This window comes from Eubacterium sp. MSJ-13 (genome assembly GCF_018918235.1).
In the GTDB taxonomy this organism is placed as follows: Bacteria; Bacillota; Clostridia; order Lachnospirales; family Lachnospiraceae; genus Butyribacter.
This window is the reverse complement of record NZ_JAHLQE010000083.1, coordinates 1-18,852: the sequence shown is the minus strand read 5'-3', so window position 1 is coordinate 18,852 and position 18,852 is coordinate 1. Positions and strand designations below refer to the sequence as shown.

Below are 18,852 nucleotides of genomic sequence, written 5' to 3'. Positions count from 1 at the left end.
GATAGCAGCTAATAGTGTTATGAGCAAGTATCAAAGCGGATTGCGAATATCCGCTTGACTTTCTACTTTATTCACTTCTGTCGTATTATTCATTCACAAATACCAACCATGTGAATGACAATTATTACAATTCCCGCATCAAAATCCTGTCAAGCTCCTCACCCGACAATATATCCCCCTTTTTTTCACACTCCGCATAAATCTTTTCAAAATATCTCTTTCTGTCCCTTTCATCGGTTATTTTTCCTTTTATGTAAGGTCTTATCTCACCGAGCCATCTGTTTATATTGTCAAGATTTTCAGGTATAACATCTTCTATCTTTTTCCTTAGTTCTCTGGCAAGCACTGGACTGTTACCTCCGCTGCTTACTCCCACGACTATGTCCCCATCCTTTACTATTGATGGAAAATAGAAATTACAGTATTCTTTTCTGTCAACGGTGTTTACGAGGATATTTTTTTCAAAGCATATCCGGGATACCTCTCTGTTCACTTGTTCATCATCAGTTGCAGCTACAACAAAAAATTTATCCTCTATATCTTTTTTATCAAACTGTCTTTCAGAAAATTTAATACATGAATCATATTTTTCTTTTAACAGATTGAATCCATCACATATATGAGGTGCTATAACATGAACAACTGCACCATACTCAAGTACAGACTGTGCTTTCCTTAAAGCAATCGTTCCTCCTCCGACTATCAGACAATTTCTTCCTGACAGGTCAACAAAAAAAGGAAAATATCCCATATCACCAATATCCTTTCTCTTTAAAAAAACTAAAATCTCATAACTCCGTCTAACATCCCACTATCATCCGGATTTACCTTTTCATCTATATCAGCAAGCTTAAGCTTAAATGTAACATTAAATCTTGTTCCTTCATTTTCCACACTTTTAACATAGATTTCTCCACCCATAAGTCTGGCAAGATTTCTGGCAATAGTCATTCCAAGACCTGTTCCCTGTATATTTCCACTGTGTACCTTTTTATCTCTTTCAAATGGCTCAAATAAATGAGGTATAAATTCTTCCGATATTCCTATTCCATTATCCTCAACTACCATTTCATATTCCATATAGATTGTATCAGTTTCCTCTTTTTCCTTGTGTGCCCCACGCTCTGCTATTGAAAAAAATATATTTCCTCCAGCATCAGTATACTTAACTGCATTACTTAAAAGATTTAAACATATCTGACTTATCCGCTTCGCATCACCAATAACTACATCAAGTGTGATTCCCGAAAAATCTGTATTGAAATCCTGATTTTTCTTCACTGCTAACGGTTTTATAACCTGTGTTATCTTATCTAACTCGTTTTTCCACGAAAATGCACTTTCTTTAAATACCAATGTCCCATGTTCAAAGTTGTTTACATCGAGTACATCATTTACAAGTTCCAAAAGGTTTTTACTTGAATATAAAATACTGTTTAAGCTCTCCATCACCATATTTTTGTCATCCATATGTGACGCTGCTATCATATCCATTCCAATTATAGCATTTAATGGTGTCCTCATGTCATGGCTCATTCTGGATAAAAAGTAACTTTTTGATTCACTCGCCCTTTTTGCCTCCTGATATGCCAATTTTACCATATCGTTCTTTTTCTCTTCTTTTTCAAGCTGGTCAGTTACATCCATCTGTGACATAAGAATAGTTTCTTTTTTATCATCAAGATAAACAAATCTATATTTTTTGTGACACATCTGTTGTCTTATAATCAAAGAAGTATAACATGTATATGCATCTTCCTTCTGAAGATGTATTAATACATTTTTAAGGTCCATATTTTTGAATGTCCTGTCAATCATCTGTGGTATAACATACTTTTTTATACGGTATATGAGAAAATCATTATAAAATATATTAAAAAATATCGGAGTATGCATACGTTCCACATTGCAGTTATATACGCTTATCTTACCACTTAAAACATTTATTCCGATAACATAATCGTAATCTTCCATAATAGCTTTTTTCTGCATTTCATTTACACATGCTTCATTTTCATTTTTCATAAGAAGTATAAGTCTTCTTGAATCAGCCGGATTTCTTATAAGAGTAACAATATACCATGCTTTACTTTTTGATGCTGTACGAAGTCTTATAAATTTCTTCTCAAACATATCCTGTCCTGATTCAATAAATTTCCTTAAAGCTTTCGGCTGAAAACAGGATATAAATTCATTACAATCATGCATATATACCCTTGCATCTACATACTCCCAGAAAAATGCTGAATAACACATAGTAAGCCCACAAACTTTTGAATCATATTGGCTATTTAATATGTATACATAATCTTCATACGGATTTATTTCAAACACTTCATCATATATCATCTGCAATGCCGCCGTAAATGACTGTTTCGTTCCTGTCGAACATTTCAGAAAACAGTCTTCAACCTCTTCTTTACTTTTAATCATATTCCTTTCTTATTTTCCTCTCTGAACCGCTATACTAACACATGTTTATAATGCTATCACCATTTAAGCTTTAACAAAAACTCACACAGCCTTCTTTCTTCCTCAGTGTCTCTGCTGTTTATAAACCTCACACTTCCATTCTCAGTGCGTTTATTTAAAAGTCCTGCTTCATTGAGTCTTCTTCTCATTTCTCTGGCTGTTCCCTCACCGCCATCAAATATCTTTACATCATCACCTAATACATTTCTTATTGCATTTATCGCAAATGGATAATGTGTACATCCTAAGACAACTGAATCTATCCTGCTTTGATTTACTGAACCGAAAAGTATGTTCAAGTATTTGTAAAGGTCATCACCTTCCAAATCTCCCCTTTCAACAAATTCCATAAGACCTGGGCATGGTAATGGTACTATCTCAGCCTGTGTGTCATATTTTTCCATGAGTTTCTGAAATTTATCCTGTTTTAATGTCATAGGTGTAGCCATAACTACAACTCTTGAATTTTTTTTGTATTCTACCGCTGGTTTTATAGCTGGTTCTATACCCACAAGCGGCATGTCAGGATACATCTGCCTTAATGTTCTTACTGCTGCACTTGTCGCAGTATTACATGCAACAACTATGGATTTTGCTCCCATTTCCATAAGTTTCTCAACATTTTTAATTGTAAGCTCCCTTATAACGCTGACTTCCTTTGTACCATAAGGTGCATTTACCGAATCTCCAAAATAAAGATAATCTTCATTTGGCATTATCTTTACCAATTCCCTTAGTACGCTTATACCTCCGACTCCTGAATCGAATACTCCTATCGGACTTTCACTATCTATCTTAACACTCACTTTTTTTCTCCCTCAATATCCTGTATATTTTCTAAAGTCAAATTCATTTATCGCATATAATAATTGTAATATATCACTTCTATTATAGTACAACCTTATTATAATCTCAAACAAAAGGGAAGTGTCCGTTTTCCTGCTCAAAGAATCCTGACACTCCCCTAAAAACACCTTTTTATAAGCATATATGGTGTTTATATTTTTAAATTATTTATAACTCTGTAAAAATACTTCATGCTATAAATCGACAAACATAAAACAATATAATATTTTATCAGTCATCTCTGTCGATAATCTCACGGTAAAATTCTGTGTAATCTTTTCTTCCCGCTTTCATAGCTGCAATAGCTGTACGAGGATGCTGATTTAAATGACCTGTAAGAAGATATGGTATAGCAAATCCCCATTCAACACCTGCTGCCTTGAGCGGCTCAATGTTTTCTTCAATAAACTTAATTATTGGGAAAAGATTGTACTGAGGATTTTTAAGGAAACCGAGCAAAAGCTCCATCTGACAGTTTCCTGCTCCTCTTCCCATTCCTCCCATTGTTGCGTCAAGGTAAGATACACCCTGTGCACATGATTCTATAGTATTAGCAAAAGCGAGCTGCTGATTGTTATGTGCATGCATACCGATGTATTTACCATATTTATCAGCGACTTCCATATACTGCTCTGATATCTTTCTTATCTGCTCTGGGAAAAGAGAACCGAAACTGTCTACTATGTAAATTCCGTCTACAGGGCTGTTTCCAAGCATCTCAAGTGCCGTATTTATATCTGACTCTTTTGCATTTGAGATAGCCATGATATTACATGTAGTTTCATATCCCTTTTTATGAGCATCCTCTATCATATCAAGTGCTGCCGGCATAGTGTTTACATATGTTGCAACTCTTACAAGGTCTACAGGGCTGTCTGCTCTGTCATGTATATCCTGCTTGTAATTACATCTTCCAACATCTGCCATAATGGAAATCTTAAGGTCTGTATTATTATCACCAACGATTTCCCTGATAGTCTCATCTTCAGCAAATTTCCATTTTCCGAATTTGTTTACATCAAACATTTCTTTATCGGCACGATAACCAAATTCCATATAATCTACTCCTGCCTTTACATTCGCAAGATAAAGATTTCTGATAAATTCATCTGTAAAATAGAAATCGTTGACAAGACCTCCGTCACGAATTGTTGCGTCCAGTACTTTTATGTCAGGACGGAATGATAATAAATCACCTTTCTGTGCCACTTTTGTTTCCTCCATTTCATTTTAACTGCTGTACAGTATTTTTATTCAAAAAAAAGCATACCCAAAGTGCCGTGTCCCGAATTTTGAGTCCTAGCAAGCGCTAGGTGGGCAACCGCACATGTAATTCTGCCTTCCGCTGCATAAATGACGGCTTGGCATCCTCACATAAATATAGGAATCCCAATTCAAAAGTGTAGGTTCAAAATATCAGGAGTATCGAACACCCCAGGCATGTATGCTTTTGTTATTACTAGTATATACACTTTCCACAAAAAATACAACTGTATTTTTTATTTTATTTATTCATAATCCTCCATCGCTGTACATTCTTCAAATGAAAATGAAAATTTTGTTCCTTTTCCAACTTCACTCTGAACTTTTATCTCGCTGCCATGCCTAAGTGCAATCTGCTTTGCTATCATAAGTCCAAGACCAGTACCCTTCTGGTTTTGTTTTAATTTTGATTTATAAAATTTCTCAAATATATAAGGCAATGCTTCCTTAGAGATTCCAACACCAAAATCTTCTATAGAAACCTCTATTTTGTCATTTTTCTCTATGCAGACAATTATTTCACCATCCTGATTTGAAAATTTAACAGCATTATCAATGATTATCATAAACATCTGCCTGAGCCTCTCATAATCCCCAAGCATCAGACACGGATCTTCTTCATCCGCCATAACCTTCAATGTAATAGCAATATTTTTTTCTTTTCCTATTTCGCGTGCACTGCGTATTACATCTCCAAATACCTGTCTTATACTTACAGGTTCTTTTTCTATACGAAAATCAGGATTCTGCATTTTGGACAATATAAACAGATCCCCTACAAGTCTCTCCATCCCACGGCACTCAGTAAGCATTTTCTGATAGATTTCCCTGACCATGTTCTCTTCTGACACAACGCCATCATTAAGAGTCTCTGCATATCCACGCATGACGGTTATCGGTGTCCTAAGTTCATGTGAAACATTTGCAAAAAAATCCATCCTTAATTGTTCCTGACTTTCTCTTTCTACCTTTGCACTCTCAAGCCTGCTTGAAAGATCATCAAGATTTGTTTCAAGCCGTCCTATCTGGCTTTCAGGATGTTTTACATTGATACCTGAATAATCTCCTAATGCTATGTTTCCTATTTCCTTACCAATCTTTTCAAGAGGCCTTGACAGATACCTCGACAAAATCACTGCTACTATAAGAGAAATAAATGCAGAAAGCAGGACACTCATACTTATAATAGATTTACCCTCTTTTATTCCCATCGTCTGCCTGTCAACCATTGAAACCAAAAGTACAGCACCTGATACCTCGTTTGTAGAAATATTCCTTACAGGTACCGCAACATAAAGTATGACCATTCCATACACTTTATCATACGCAGTATTTGATGCAATATTCCCATCATATGCACAATCAAGTACATAATTCATTTCCTTTGTTATAGTATCCTCTGATATTTCAGAATTGGTATAATCATCACTCAATGGTGCTGCAGCTTTTTTATTACTGACTATCCAGATATCCGTTTTTTCCGCTCTTTCTATCTCGTCGATATAAACACTGTATTTTTGAAACTGACTTTCCCTTTTCCTGTTGTCAAACTTAGCCACTCTTCTGGCTATAGTCTTTCCCTGTTTCGTCAATAGTGATGTATATGAGCGTATATAATTTTTCTCATATATTTTAATAAAAATTGCCCCCGTAAGCAGACTTGTAAGAACAAGAACAAATGCAAATGACATATAAATTCGTATTGAAATATCATTTCCCTTTATCTTACAGGTTATCTTTTTAAATATCTTCTTCATTGATTGCAAACTTATATCCAACTCCCCATATCGTCTTTATGCTCCATGCAGGATGTTCAACAGAATCAATCTTTGCACGCAGTCTCTTTATGTGTGAATCTACAGTTCGGCTGTCTCCATAATAGTCATATCCCCAAAGGCTGTCCAAAAGATTATCTCTTGTAAATACCTTGTTTGGATTGCCCGCAAGCGTCCACATAGTCTCTATCTCTTTCTTTGTAAGAGGAATTTTCTTTCCGTCTATCGTAAATGAATATTCTTCAAGGTTTACTTCCATATTATTTACCTTTAATACCGAATCTGAATCTTTTGAGACATCATCCCTGTTTATGCGCCTTAAAACAGCACGAAGCCTTGCCATAACCTCGCTCGGACTAAACGGCTTAACGATATAATCATCGGCTCCTATATCAAGCCCCATAATCTTATCATAATCCTCTCCTCTTGCAGTGATAAGTATGATAGGAACACTGGACTTCTGCCTTATGCTCTTGCAAACCTCATATCCATCTTTAAACGGCATCATAACATCAAGCAGTATCGCAGCAACATTCTCATGTTTAAAAAACATATCCTCCGCCATGACACCATCAGTAGCAATAAGAGGCTCATATCCCTCCTTTTTCACATATGCAGATAAAATATCCGTAATATCTTTATTATCGTCAGCAATCAAAATATAACTCATCTCACACTTCCTCCATTCTATGTAAGTTTCATCTTCAAACACAAAACTAAATATCAAAATCCCACGCATATTTTACTATTTATCATACTTTATATAATATCACCAAAATGTGTCATAATAAAGATTTTATTACAAACAACATTGTTATATCAACTCCTGCGTTATTAAACCACTTTTGTCTTTATTATGACAACAATTTGCCATTTACTTATACTAATATATTTCTGAGGCACATTAATGTATGGGATAATTATGGGATCAATAGGAAAGGGAGCGCATATGTTTAACAAGGTTTTAAAACGATGTTACCGAAGAAAAACCGCCGGTTTACTAGCTGTTTTTTTGATTTCATCAATGGTGGCAACATCTACTTCAGGCAGTATTTCACATGCAGCTTCAAAAAGTATTACAGTTACCACTGCAAATCAGAATACTGAGAGTCTCTCAAAAAAGAAACGACAGACTCAAAAATCAGATTCTGTTACACTCAGCCACAAAAAGGATACTATTCTTGTTGATGAGGGAAATACTTTGTCATTAAATAACATGGCAAAAAAATGGACTGCTTATTTTGAAAGTTCTGACGAAAGTATTTTAAAGATTACCAAGACCACATCTACATCATGCGAATATCTTGGTGTTCAGCCTGGAACTGCTGAAATAACAGTAAAAGTATCTAAACCGGGATTTTTATTTGTTCCAAACAATGTATACCTTCATTGTAATGTTACAGTTTCTCCGAGAGCTGTAAGCATAAGATTTACAAAAAATAAATATACCGTAAATCTGGGAGCAAAGAAAAAACTTAAACTTACAACCAGACCAAGTATCTCCAAAGAAAAAGCAAAGTTTGAATCATCAGATACAGAAATTGCTGAAATTGATTCAAATGGAAAAGTGTATGCCAAATGTATCGGTACTGCTACTATCACTGCCAGAATATCAAATGGCAAAACCGCAAGGTGCAAAGTTATTGTAAGAACTAAACCTGCACCAGAAAAAGATGCCTGAAACGATATTCCAAAGCAAAAAAGCACTGCTCAGAATCTGTGATATTTTACCTGTCTACTTGACAAGGGGCATATCACTGCGCAGTGCTTTTTTGCTTAAAACTTTATATTTAATTAGTAGTCTAATGAAATCTCATCAGTAAATGCCGGATGTTTTCCGTCTTTTTCTGAAATATTAGGTGTCGTTCCATCAGGAATCGGCCATTTTACTCCTATAGTTGGATCATCCCACTTAATTCCTGCCTCAGATGAAGGATCATAAAAATCTGTACACTTATATGCAAATTCCGCTGTATCTGAAAGTACATAAAATCCATGTGCAAATCCCTCAGGAATATAAAACATATTTTTCTTTTCGGCACTGAGTGTAACTCCAAACCATTTTCCATATGTTTTTGAACCTTTTCTGATGTCTACGGCTACATCATAAACTTCCCCTGAAAGAACCCTTACAAGTTTGCCCTGTGTATGATTTTTCTGATAATGAAGCCCACGAAGAACGCCTTTAGTAGAACTTGACTGATTATCCTGAACAAATACCATATCAAGTCCTGCTTCCTTGAATTCCTCGTAGTTGTAGGTTTCCATAAAATATCCCCTTGAATCTCCGAACACTGTCGGCTGAATCAAATATAATCCCTCTATATCTTCACATTTTTCAATCTGAAACTTTCCCATAATAATCTGTAATCTCCATTTCCTAATCTTTAAAAATCCGAAAGTCAAGCGGATATTCGCAATCCACTCTGCTACTTGCTCATAACAATAACCAGCTATTTCCCGATTCTGAAAAAAGGAAGCTGCTCACTGACCACAATGTAACAACTTCCTGTATATTAAAAAGCTATATTTCAATTAAGCAAGCTTAGATTTTGCAACTTCTACAAGTGCTGCAAATCCTTCAGGATCGCTGATTGCCATCTCTGAAAGCATCTTTCTGTTAAGATCGATGTTTGCAAGCTTAAGACCATACATAAATTTGCTGTATGAAAGTCCGTTCATTCTTGCTGCTGCGTTGATACGAGCAATCCAAAGTCTTCTGAACTGTCTCTTTCTTTCCTTTCTTCCAGCGAAGGAAGATGTAAGAGCTCTCATTACAGACTGCTTAGCAACTCTATACTGCTTAGATCTTGCTCCTCTATAACTCTTTGCAAGCTTTAATACTCTATTGTGTTTCTTCTTTGCATTTAAACCGCCTTTAATACGTGCCATTCGTCTATCCTCCTAAATTATTTTGAATATGGTAAAATACGTTTCATCATCTTTGCGTTTGTAGCATCAACCTCTACTGCTTTTCTAAGATTTCTCTTTCTCTTTGTAGATTTCTTATTTAAGATGTGACTCTTATAAGCCTTCATTTTCATGAGCTTACCTGTTCCTGTTGTCTTAAAACGCTTAGCTGCAGCTCTTTTGGTTTTCATTTTTGGCATGATAATTTCCTCCTTAACATATGTTTATCTATCGGAACTTTATTAATTCCATTTAAAGAATGTCTTTTAGACAAGCTTTATTAACGCTTCTGAGATAAGAACATGACCATGGAACGACCTTCCATTTTAGCATTCTTATCAATTACTGCGATATCTTCAAGTTTTTCATAAAAACTGTCAAGTATCTGTTTGCTGTAATTTACATGTGCCATTTCTCTTCCACGGAAACGAAGTGTAACTTTAACCTTATCTCCTTTTGTGATAAACTTTCTAGCCTGATTTGCCTTAGTGTTAAGGTCATTTGTATCAATGTTTGGAGAAAGTCTCACTTCCTTGACTTCCATAGTCTTCTGTTTTTTCTTTGCTTCCTTTTCTTTACGTGCAAGTTCATATCTGTACTTACCGTAGTCGATTATCTTACAAACCGGTGGCTTAGCATTTGGCGCAATCTTTACAAGATCTAAATCTGCTTCTCTTGCAAGCTTTAATGCCTCCCTCGATGACATAATACCAAGCTGCTCCCCGCTCTCGCTTACCAATCTTACTTCTCTGTCTCTGATTCTTTCATTAATCATTAAATCGCTAATTGTAGTGCACCTCCAAATAATTATAAGATATACAAAATGTCCTAAATATAAAAAAAGTGAATAGCAAAGTCTATCCACATTCGTCAATAATATATAAAAAATATAAATTGTACTTAATAAAAACCCGAGTCACTCATTTGTGCTAAGGTGAGAGTGGATAACTCTACTTCATCATTATTTACACAACATAAATCATGTTATCATAACACAAGAGTTATGTCAAGTATTTTTTCACATAACTCTTGTAATTTTTTATGCATGTTTCTCATTAAAATCTTTTATGATTCCAATAAGTTCACCCCTGACATCAGAATATGCATTTATCATCTGGTCAAGCTGTTTTATGGTATTTTCTTTCATCTGCTCATAATCTTCTATCTGTTCTCTTAGCATCTGCCTTCTCTGATTAAGCTCATGACGTATCTCAACCATCTCTTTTGGATCGGCTAATGCAACACATCTGTTAAGCCATATATCAGTATCAACAACGCCTGCATCTTTAAGCATCAACAGTAGATTCTCGCTGTTTTCATTAAGCTTTTCAGTATTCTCGCGGAATTTTTTTTCATATTCACGCATCTTGCAGTATTCGCTCCACTTCTGTTCAAAATCTTTTGCATTTTTTACATCATATTTTTTACAGTTATAATCAAGCATATTTATATTATTTATGTATTTTATCTTGACTTTATTCAAAAGAGTGACTGCCTTGTTTATCTTTTTTTCTGCGACTATAACATCACGCCTGTTTTTAGATGACTCATATATAAGTGCGGCCGCCGAAACACCCGCCAAAAATACAACTCCAAGATACGGAAGCGTCATGTCTGCCTTTAAAGCATAAAATATCACAACAAGAAGAACTATAAGTGAAAATATTAAAACGGCAAGTACCTTTGTCATTTTTTTAATGGTGTTCTGCTTTGCCACTATCTCTTTTCTCTGTGCATACAGATTTTCTTTTTCCTTCTTTAAATTTTCTATGTCACTTTCTATTGCAGACTGATATGATTCTGCATTGTACATTTTTTTAATTTCATCGACAAGCTCATCATCATCAAACATCTGAAATTTTCTCATCTGGGCATCACTTATAGTAAAATTCCTGTCCTTAAATTTATTTCTTTCACTTGTAAGTGCAACGATACTTTTACAGGTGTCCGTTATCTCTTTTTTCTCAGATGCCATTTCAATACGCTGTATGTCCATAAGTTCTGATGTGACATTTTCATATTCTTTTTTTGTCTCTGCTATCTGTCTTTCATTTTCATCTATTGCCTGACAATTTTCCCTTACAAATCTTACTGCATCGTTTTTATCAACAGTTACGGGTATCTCCTGTTCAGGTGCTTCCTGCTTAAGTATCTCCTGTTTAAGCGTTTCTTTCATATGTGATGCCTGCAAAGATATATCTTCTTTCTGTTGTGTCTTTGAAGCCACATTCTCTTTCTGCATCTGCATATTAAAATTCAAATCCGGCTCCTGCTCAGGCTCTATAAGACTGTCAGCATACTCATTCATTGCCTTTCTGCCCGCTTCCTTGTTTGGCGATGAGATTTTAAACGGCAGATCCGCTATTGTAGCTGCCATAATATCTTCCTGCTCTTTTTCCTTTCTCTTTCTTCTACCTGAAAAAAACATATATCCCCCTTTTTAAGTACACTATCTGTGTATCTCATTTCTGTACTCTTCTTTCCACTGATTTATGTAAGCATCTACTTTTTCATAGTACTCTTCGACATATCCTGCCTTCATTATTCCTTCAAGCTTCATAATACGCCGGATTCCTTTTGAATTTCTTGTATCTTCATCCATTCTGGCGAAATCTTCCATTATATTATTTAAAATCTGAAGATCAACATCAAATTTCTTTATTCCCTTATCAAAGAGTTTTTTGTCCCCTGTAAGTTTAAGTGCATAAAAATACGAACGAAGTGATTCTTCTTTTCTATTTTTAGCATATGCATGTTCAAAACTGTCTGATGCTTTTATAAACGAACCCATGCCACAAAATGCGGTTCCCATATTATGATATATCCTGCCATAATCTTCTTCTGTAGCATTTAACATATCATCTGTACCTAATATTTTTGTGTACTCCTCAATTGCTTTTTCGTATGAACCAAACCTGCAGTAGTTATCTGCTTTAATCTTTTCTTTCTGCCATTTTGAAAGATTGGCTATAGAATCCATTATCCCGATAAGTTCATTTATCTGTTCTTCATCGTAATAATCACAACTGCAGCATATTGTAACAACTATGTCCTTAAGGTTATTTCTGTCATTTCTCATGCTGTCAATTTTATCAGCAACAACCTCCATGCCAAGTTCATTTCTAAGCCATATCGTAAATGCTTTATCAAATATTTCTTCCTGTATTATATATATATTGTTGTAAACATAATAGCAGACTTCCTCTATCGTATATACATTCGTGTCCGTCAGTTTAAAATGATACGGTCTCTCTGCTATCTTTCCAAAACACTCGATCAGCTTACCCATATTTTTCCTCCATATCTAACTATGTCTTATATTGTCCTTTGTATCAAGTTTTATGTAGCGTTCCCATATTCTGTTCGTAGATGGAGAAAATTCACCAAATCCATTATCCTTCAATGTAACAATGCATGTATTTCTGTCTGCAAATCTTATTCTGACAGTAAATCGTGTCATTTTATTTTCACGGGCTGCAAATCCATTTAATGAAAGTATATGTGCCCTTGCATCTTTACTTAAAACATTTCTGTCCGTTATCTGTATCTCATCTTCATTGTCAGGTATGATATCTATAGACACATCAACATCACTCCACAGACTTCCTGCCCTTGCAAGCACTACTTCATGCATCTTTGCATTATGATATGTCCTTATTGAAATATCACTCGTAAGCATGTCATCATCAAGGAATATAAATTCATTTAACTTTTCTTCCTCTGTCAATGCTCTTGCCGCATAACACGCCCCTTTTGTAAAAAGGTTCTGTCCCCTGAACACACGCCTTCCATTGCACAATTCCTTCAGTGCTTCTGTCGCCCATGCTCCTTCAAACCCCTTTCCAGTAACATATATCGTCGTAACCATCTTCTTATGAAGAACCATATTTGCCGTGTTCAGAAACATATATTCAACATCTTGACCCTCACTTAACGCTTCATATGGCATTATCTGAGACAGATCCTGTGTATCAGCTCCCACAATATATGGAATTGTTTTCTTGTCAACAGTAAGATTTGTGTATCTGAGCCCATCTTCATCATACTCAAACAGGCCAACATTGTTTGCCCATAATTCCTTTGACTGGCTCACTGCATAATACATATAACTCTGTTTTCTTCCAAATATCACAAGCCTGTCATTTTCTATACCAAGCTCCATCCCCACTCTCTTTAACAAGTCAACAATCTCCTGCTCCCTTTTAGGTATAGTGATGACAAGTTTTAATATAGTCTCATTTGGAAAATATTCTTTCAGAAGGCTTAACAGCTTGACCATAAATTTTTTTACAACATCTTTAGTTCTGAATATATAACTGCCAACCTGAAACTTTTCTCCACCCGTAATCTTTCCAAGAATATCATCTATAAGCGTATGACCGCCTATTTCCATATTCTTTTCCGTTTTCCAAAGCCATTCATTTGTGTTTGGATTTACCAGCAGCGCAAATGGTATCTCATAAATCCTTTCATCTCCATCTGGACTCCCTACCGGTACAGGCTCATATATTTTTTTGTCATAATATGATATCTGTGCAAATTCCTTGCACAGATCAACACCCACTAAAAGCTGTCTCCCCGTTTCCATATAAGCGGCCCCTTTCATCAGTTGTCTATAAAAGTTTAAACATTTTTTTTACATTTTCTCTCTCTGCTTCATAATCAGCCATCATATCAACAAGAGTCTTGTCATCATTCATTTCATGAGCAATAAGTATCATATTTATATTATGAAATCTGCTTCCTGCTCTTTCATTATCCATTGTCTCATCAAAATGGACACTGTTTTTATCGGTAACAACCTCTCCGTCAGGTCTCAACTCAGTTATATAATAATTAAGCACTTCATCCTGGAACATAACAAATTCTTTTACTCTTATTCCCTCAAATACATCCGGCATAGTCTCTGTAATATACTCATCTTTACTTATCTCTTTATCATCTTTTAGTAATGAGATATGATAATTTATCTTTACCTCATATTTAGGATCTGCCGTATACTCAACATAATGCTCGTCAAGTATGTGTACAGGAAGAGGAAATTTTCCGTAATAATCCTTGAAAAACGGGAATACCTTACCGTTGTTATAAAGTTTGTTCAGATTATAATCGGCAAAGTTTAACTTCTCCTGGCTTAGTTCCTTCTGTTTGCTGAAATATTTCAGCACAGCTATAAGACATGGGAGATTCTCCTGTTTTCTGACTTCCTGATAAAAACATTCAAAAATCTTCTCCGGCAGTGGATAATTTTTTATAAGATACTTATACGCAAGCATCTTCATAAACGCAACAACAAGCTTTCTATTTGAATCATGTTCATAAAAACTGTAAAATACGCTGTAACCTTCTGGAATAAGTTCCTCAGAAAATACAAGCTGTGCAATTATCCTCTCTTCGAGCTCCTTTACATCAATTCCAAAACCATCCGCAGCTTTCCAAAGAGATATCATACTTTCAAGGCTTCCATTGTAAAACATGCACATATATCTGAGCATATTCTCATCAAACTTTCCATTCTCAAATATATGACATGCAAGTTTTATCAAAGAACTGTCTTCTGTCTTCTGTTTTTCAAAATAATCAGAAGATATCTGCAAGAGTCTCTTTGGGTCTATATTATTGTATCCAAACAACATAATCCCTTCCATTGCTTTGTCATAACAATGTCTTACCGCACAATATTCTATGTACTGTTTTCTATCCCCGGGATTTACATCATTCCAGTCAATCGAATTCAAAGACTCATCGAGAAGCTCTCCCTCAAAATTATCAAAATAATATCGTAACAGAGCCGAAAAAATCTTTCTTTTCTGATATCCACTTACAATCTCAAGCTCATAAACTTTTCTTAGTACATCTACCGTATCTGCACTTATCGGTCTGAAATGTTCAATCTTGTCATACATATAAAGCTGAAGGCACACATTAGTCCTGTTCATTTCAAAGCATTTGTCTGCAAGATGATCAAGATGCAGAAGCTTGTTTAATGTATAATCAATTGACATTGCATACCTGTTGTCAAGCGAGTCAGCAAGAAATATCTGTGCATTTTCCGTAAATATCTGAACGACTGCCGTTCCATTTACAACAGGTACAAACTGTTCATCCTTCAACTCTCTGTGCCTTACATACACTCCGACAATATCAGGATTAGAACATCTTACCTCATGTGCAAACATAATGTCGGGAAGCTTTTTTGCAACATCCTCTGTAAGATTTTCCTCATTTATAAACTGCTCATAGCACACGGCAAGATTCTCACTTATCCTTCCTGCCCCAATCTGTTCAAATACAAATCCCTCGATAATATCCTGATATGACGCATATGTATCAGGGTCATTCTCACGATTTTTTATAATATATGCATACAACATTGCTTTTTTCGATACCGACAGATGATTATCATACATAAAATAAAGCAATACAGATTTTGTTAGTTTTATTCCGCCTTCAGGATTTAGCGAATCCATATAGTATTCAAATAATTCAGTTATCTTAAGATTATGTTCTATCGCAAGACCATACCATTTGTTAGCATCTTTATTTATTATCTGTCCTCTCATATACATCCTGCATATTCCTGCAAGCACCTCATCATCACTAAACCTCGAATATGTACTCACCATGTCTCTGAGAATAACCTTGTTAAATTCTTTTGAACGGCCTGCAAGATAAATATATCTTAATGCAAGTTCTTTTGAGAGAAACTCATTTTCACAGCCCCAGTGAAGGCATCTGATAATAGCCGGTGTAAGCTCCCTCAGTACCCCTGCCGATGTATTAAGTGCACTGCACATTTCAAAGTAAATCACAGGACTGCTGCAGCCACCCTCAACACAATCAAGTACATCCTCAAGTTTCCTTCTGTCTGACTCATATACAGGATCAAGGTAAAGCAGAAACCATAATATCTGCCAGCTATTGTCCTCATTTTCATAACAATCTCTGACTTTTTCTATACATTTGTCTTTTACACTGTTTTCCTCTGCCCATAAAGCTTTAAGATACTGATATGCACAATAGCTTATCTTTTCAGTTTCATATAGTTTATTTTCAATCTCATTAAAATACGCAAGTCCGCCTCTGACTTTTATATTGTCACCTGCCAATATCCCCAGATGTATGTCATAAAGTTTCTTTTCATTTCCCTTCATGTATATCATATTTTCTTCAACACCGGAAACATATTCTTTTTTATCAATTTTTCCCATTGAAAATTCGAGATACATATTCACCAAATCATAGTAGGCTTTCTGTCTTGCAAGAGTTTTCACAACTATATCATGGTCCGTTCCCCTCTTCTGTGCCATAACCTCTATGACAAGTGTCTGCCTTACCGTCTGAATCAGTACTCTTCCATAATTTATACCAGCAGACATTTTGTCAACATCTACGAGAAATTTCATCTTATATATATTTCCCGAAAATTTATCTGTCCATAATATCTTATGTTCAGGCTGTAAAAACTTTGCATCTGAGCTTATATGTAACTCACAAAATCCCCAGTTATCTTTTGTAAGTGTAACTTCCTCAACAAAAGATTCAACACAGTCATCATATATAAAATTCGTTTTGTCAAGCGTAAACTGAATAGGAAGTTTCTTATGAATAGCTATAAGAAACTCCTCCATTGCGATTCCCTTGCTCGTACCAGCAATAAGTCCTCTGTACAATGCTATATTTCCCGGATCTTTATATAAAAATACCTCTTCAAATTTCTTATTCTTAAACAATGATACTGCTTCCGACTCATCCTCACGTGCAAGATTAGCAAAATGAAACATATCTTTTATCTTGCCTATCGAAGCATTACATGACGGAACACCTATTGAAATACTAAATGGGATTTTAAGATTTCCACAATCTGATATAACATTAAAATTTCCTTTTATTATTTCTCCTGGAATACATTTTTCTCCAACAAATGTATATTTTATCTCGCCTTCTATTCCCTCAAAACTCTCACTCTCAAGCATCATATAATGGCAGTCCGTAACGACCATACCTCTTATTATATTTCCACTGTCTGTCCATACTTTAAAGCTCCCTGAAACATTTCCCCCTGCCTCTGTTTCAAGTGAGATTTCCGAGCTGTCACACTGTATAACTGACTGTTCATATTCAAATTTGCCATTTGCATAAAGATTTATCTTTTTGTTCATATAATCCTCCGGAAAAATGATTACCATTATTACTGATGGCATTAGTGGTTTTATTATATCACTTATCGTCTGTATGTGTAAAGGGGATTGATTTTTGTTGGCACTTACGGACGCAGTAATTGAGGTGCTATTTCCGACTCGTGGACGGCTCTCGCCTCGAAGAACATCGTAGCAGTACATAAGGGTGCGAAGAACGCACCCTAAGTGCTGACGATGTTCTAAACGCCACTCGCTGCAAATAGCACCTCAATTACTGCTGTGAGTGTGAAGTGGGTGTAAAATAAGAAAAAGAAATAAGTAAGAAATCTGTCTAAAACAAGTTAAAAAACAATAGAATAAGTCTGTGTAAAACAAGCTAAAAAACAATAGATAAGTTATAGTAAATATATTTTTATATATAATCTAAAGATAAATTTACGCAACACTAAGATTGATTCAACTCTTGATGTATATTGATAAAATGGATATAATGAGATGGTTGTGTTGTATATAAAGAATTTAACAGTGAAAGGATTTTATTATTATGAAAAAGATATCTGACAGAAAGCGTATCGTTGTTAAGGTGGGTACTTCTACGCTTACGCACCGTACCGGTATGCTCAATATTAGAAGGGTTGAACAGCTTGTTAAGACTCTTGCGGATCTTCAAAATTCAGGTCATGAGGTTATTCTTGTTTCAAGTGGTGCTATCGGTCTTGGAATGGGTAAACTGGGACTTAGGGAACGCCCGAAGGATACTCCCGGCAAACAGGCTTGTGCTGCTGTTGGCCAGTGTGAACTTATGTATCTTTATGATAATCTTTTTGCTGAATACAGTATTACTGTTGCACAGATGCTTCTTACAAAATATATACTCCTTGAGGATAGGAGAAAAAATGTGGAAAACGCTATGGAAAGGCTCATTGCCCAAGGTGTCATTCCTATAATCAACGAAAACGATACTGTTGCTATTGATGAGCTGGAGCTTGAGGTGGGTGAAAACGATTCGCTTGCGGCTACCGTTGCCGGTATCGCAAAAGCAGATCTTCTTATCATCATGTCCGATATTGATGGTCTTTACGATAAAGACCCGCACACATATGACGATGCAAAACTCATCCCTGTCGTCCACGAGATTACTGATGATATAAAATCACTTGCCGGTGGTGCCGGTACTAAACTTGGGACAGGCGGTATGATAACAAAATTAAATGCAGTTGAAATTGCATATGAATCTGACATTGATGTTGTTCTTATGAACGGTCAGCATCCTAAGACTTTGTATGACCTTTTTGATGGTAAGACTGTCGGAACGATTTTTTGTAAAAATGCGGATTGATAACTAAAAGGGGCTGTCGCATTAAGTATAATCTATACAATATGTATGTGTTAATAACAGATTTATTATCTACATATTGTATGAATAGTGCTTCGTGCGACAGCCC

Annotated in this window: 16 protein-coding genes and 1 other RNA gene; 2 read left to right on the top strand and 15 right to left on the bottom strand. The window is 35.5% G+C overall.

Features of this window, described 5'->3' with window-relative positions:
• Positions 1-124 precede the first annotated feature (124 nt).
• The 7 genes from KQI69_RS05165 to KQI69_RS05135 form a co-directional block, all read right to left on the bottom strand.
• The gene (locus tag KQI69_RS05165; RefSeq protein WP_216564278.1) at positions 125-751 is read right to left on the bottom strand and encodes a bifunctional precorrin-2 dehydrogenase/sirohydrochlorin ferrochelatase; all 627 of its coding nucleotides are present in this window, start codon (positions 749-751) and stop codon (positions 125-127) included.
• Positions 752-780: 29 nt separating this feature from the next.
• Positions 781-2,433, bottom strand: a complete 1,653-nt coding sequence (locus KQI69_RS05160) for a HAMP domain-containing sensor histidine kinase (protein WP_216564277.1) — start codon at positions 2,431-2,433, stop codon at positions 781-783.
• A 56-nt stretch (positions 2,434-2,489) separates the two neighbouring features.
• Complete coding sequence (murI, locus tag KQI69_RS05155) at positions 2,490-3,278, bottom strand: glutamate racemase (RefSeq protein WP_371818740.1); 789 nt, start codon at positions 3,276-3,278, stop codon at positions 2,490-2,492.
• Positions 3,279-3,549: 271 nt separating this feature from the next.
• Complete coding sequence (locus KQI69_RS05150) at positions 3,550-4,527, bottom strand: aldolase catalytic domain-containing protein (RefSeq protein ID WP_371818739.1); 978 nt, start codon at positions 4,525-4,527, stop codon at positions 3,550-3,552.
• Between the two features lie 54 nt (positions 4,528-4,581).
• Positions 4,582-4,762: non-coding RNA, 6S RNA (gene ssrS, locus KQI69_RS05145), on the bottom strand.
• A gap of 64 nt (positions 4,763-4,826) precedes the next feature.
• Positions 4,827-6,338, bottom strand: a complete 1,512-nt coding sequence (locus tag KQI69_RS05140) for a cell wall metabolism sensor histidine kinase WalK (protein WP_216564275.1) — start codon at positions 6,336-6,338, stop codon at positions 4,827-4,829.
• Positions 6,322-7,026, bottom strand: coding sequence for a response regulator transcription factor (locus tag KQI69_RS05135; RefSeq protein ID WP_216564274.1), 705 nt, complete (start codon positions 7,024-7,026; stop codon positions 6,322-6,324). Before KQI69_RS05135 ends, KQI69_RS05140 begins: the two co-directional genes overlap by 17 nt.
• A 279-nt stretch (positions 7,027-7,305) precedes the next feature.
• On the opposite strand from KQI69_RS05135, the gene KQI69_RS05130 reads away from it, so the two are divergent.
• A complete protein-coding gene (locus KQI69_RS05130) occupies positions 7,306-8,037 on the top strand; it encodes an Ig-like domain-containing protein (RefSeq protein ID WP_216564273.1) in 732 nt (243 codons plus the stop codon).
• Positions 8,038-8,150: 113 nt separating this feature from the next.
• Here the strand turns inward: KQI69_RS05130 and rfbC are convergent, their stop codons facing one another.
• The 8 genes from rfbC to KQI69_RS05090 all read right to left on the bottom strand — a co-directional run bounded on the left by rfbC (position 8,151) and on the right by KQI69_RS05090 (position 17,428).
• The gene (gene rfbC / locus KQI69_RS05125; RefSeq protein ID WP_216564272.1) at positions 8,151-8,714 is read right to left on the bottom strand and encodes a dTDP-4-dehydrorhamnose 3,5-epimerase; all 564 of its coding nucleotides are present in this window, start codon (positions 8,712-8,714) and stop codon (positions 8,151-8,153) included.
• Between the two features lie 177 nt (positions 8,715-8,891).
• On the bottom strand, positions 8,892-9,248 hold the full coding sequence (gene rplT, locus KQI69_RS05120; RefSeq protein WP_022225709.1) for a 50S ribosomal protein L20: 357 nt from the start codon (positions 9,246-9,248) through the stop codon (positions 8,892-8,894).
• A gap of 17 nt (positions 9,249-9,265) precedes the next feature.
• A complete protein-coding gene (rpmI, locus tag KQI69_RS05115) occupies positions 9,266-9,466 on the bottom strand; it encodes a 50S ribosomal protein L35 (RefSeq protein ID WP_022225708.1) in 201 nt (66 codons plus the stop codon).
• An 80-nt stretch (positions 9,467-9,546) separates the two neighbouring features.
• A complete protein-coding gene (infC, locus tag KQI69_RS05110) occupies positions 9,547-10,041 on the bottom strand; it encodes a translation initiation factor IF-3 (protein WP_022225707.1) in 495 nt (164 codons plus the stop codon).
• 264 nt (positions 10,042-10,305) lie between these two features.
• Entirely contained in the window at positions 10,306-11,694 is a 1,389-nt protein-coding gene (locus tag KQI69_RS05105) for a hypothetical protein (RefSeq protein WP_216564271.1), read from the bottom strand.
• Between the two features lie 21 nt (positions 11,695-11,715).
• Positions 11,716-12,555 carry a tetratricopeptide repeat protein gene (locus tag KQI69_RS05100; RefSeq protein ID WP_216564270.1) on the bottom strand — a complete coding sequence of 280 codons (840 nt, stop codon included), beginning with the start codon at positions 12,553-12,555 and terminating at the stop codon, positions 11,716-11,718.
• Between the two features lie 15 nt (positions 12,556-12,570).
• A complete protein-coding gene (locus KQI69_RS05095) occupies positions 12,571-13,854 on the bottom strand; it encodes a DUF5716 family protein (protein WP_216564269.1) in 1,284 nt (427 codons plus the stop codon).
• A gap of 25 nt (positions 13,855-13,879) precedes the next feature.
• Complete coding sequence (locus tag KQI69_RS05090; protein WP_216564268.1) at positions 13,880-17,428, bottom strand: DUF5717 family protein; 3,549 nt, start codon at positions 17,426-17,428, stop codon at positions 13,880-13,882.
• Positions 17,429-17,951: 523 nt separating this feature from the next.
• On the opposite strand from KQI69_RS05090, the gene proB reads away from it, so the two are divergent.
• Positions 17,952-18,746 (top strand): glutamate 5-kinase, encoded by a 795-nt coding sequence (proB, locus tag KQI69_RS05085; protein WP_216564267.1) that lies wholly within the window; start codon positions 17,952-17,954, stop codon positions 18,744-18,746.
• Positions 18,747-18,852 lie beyond the last annotated feature (106 nt).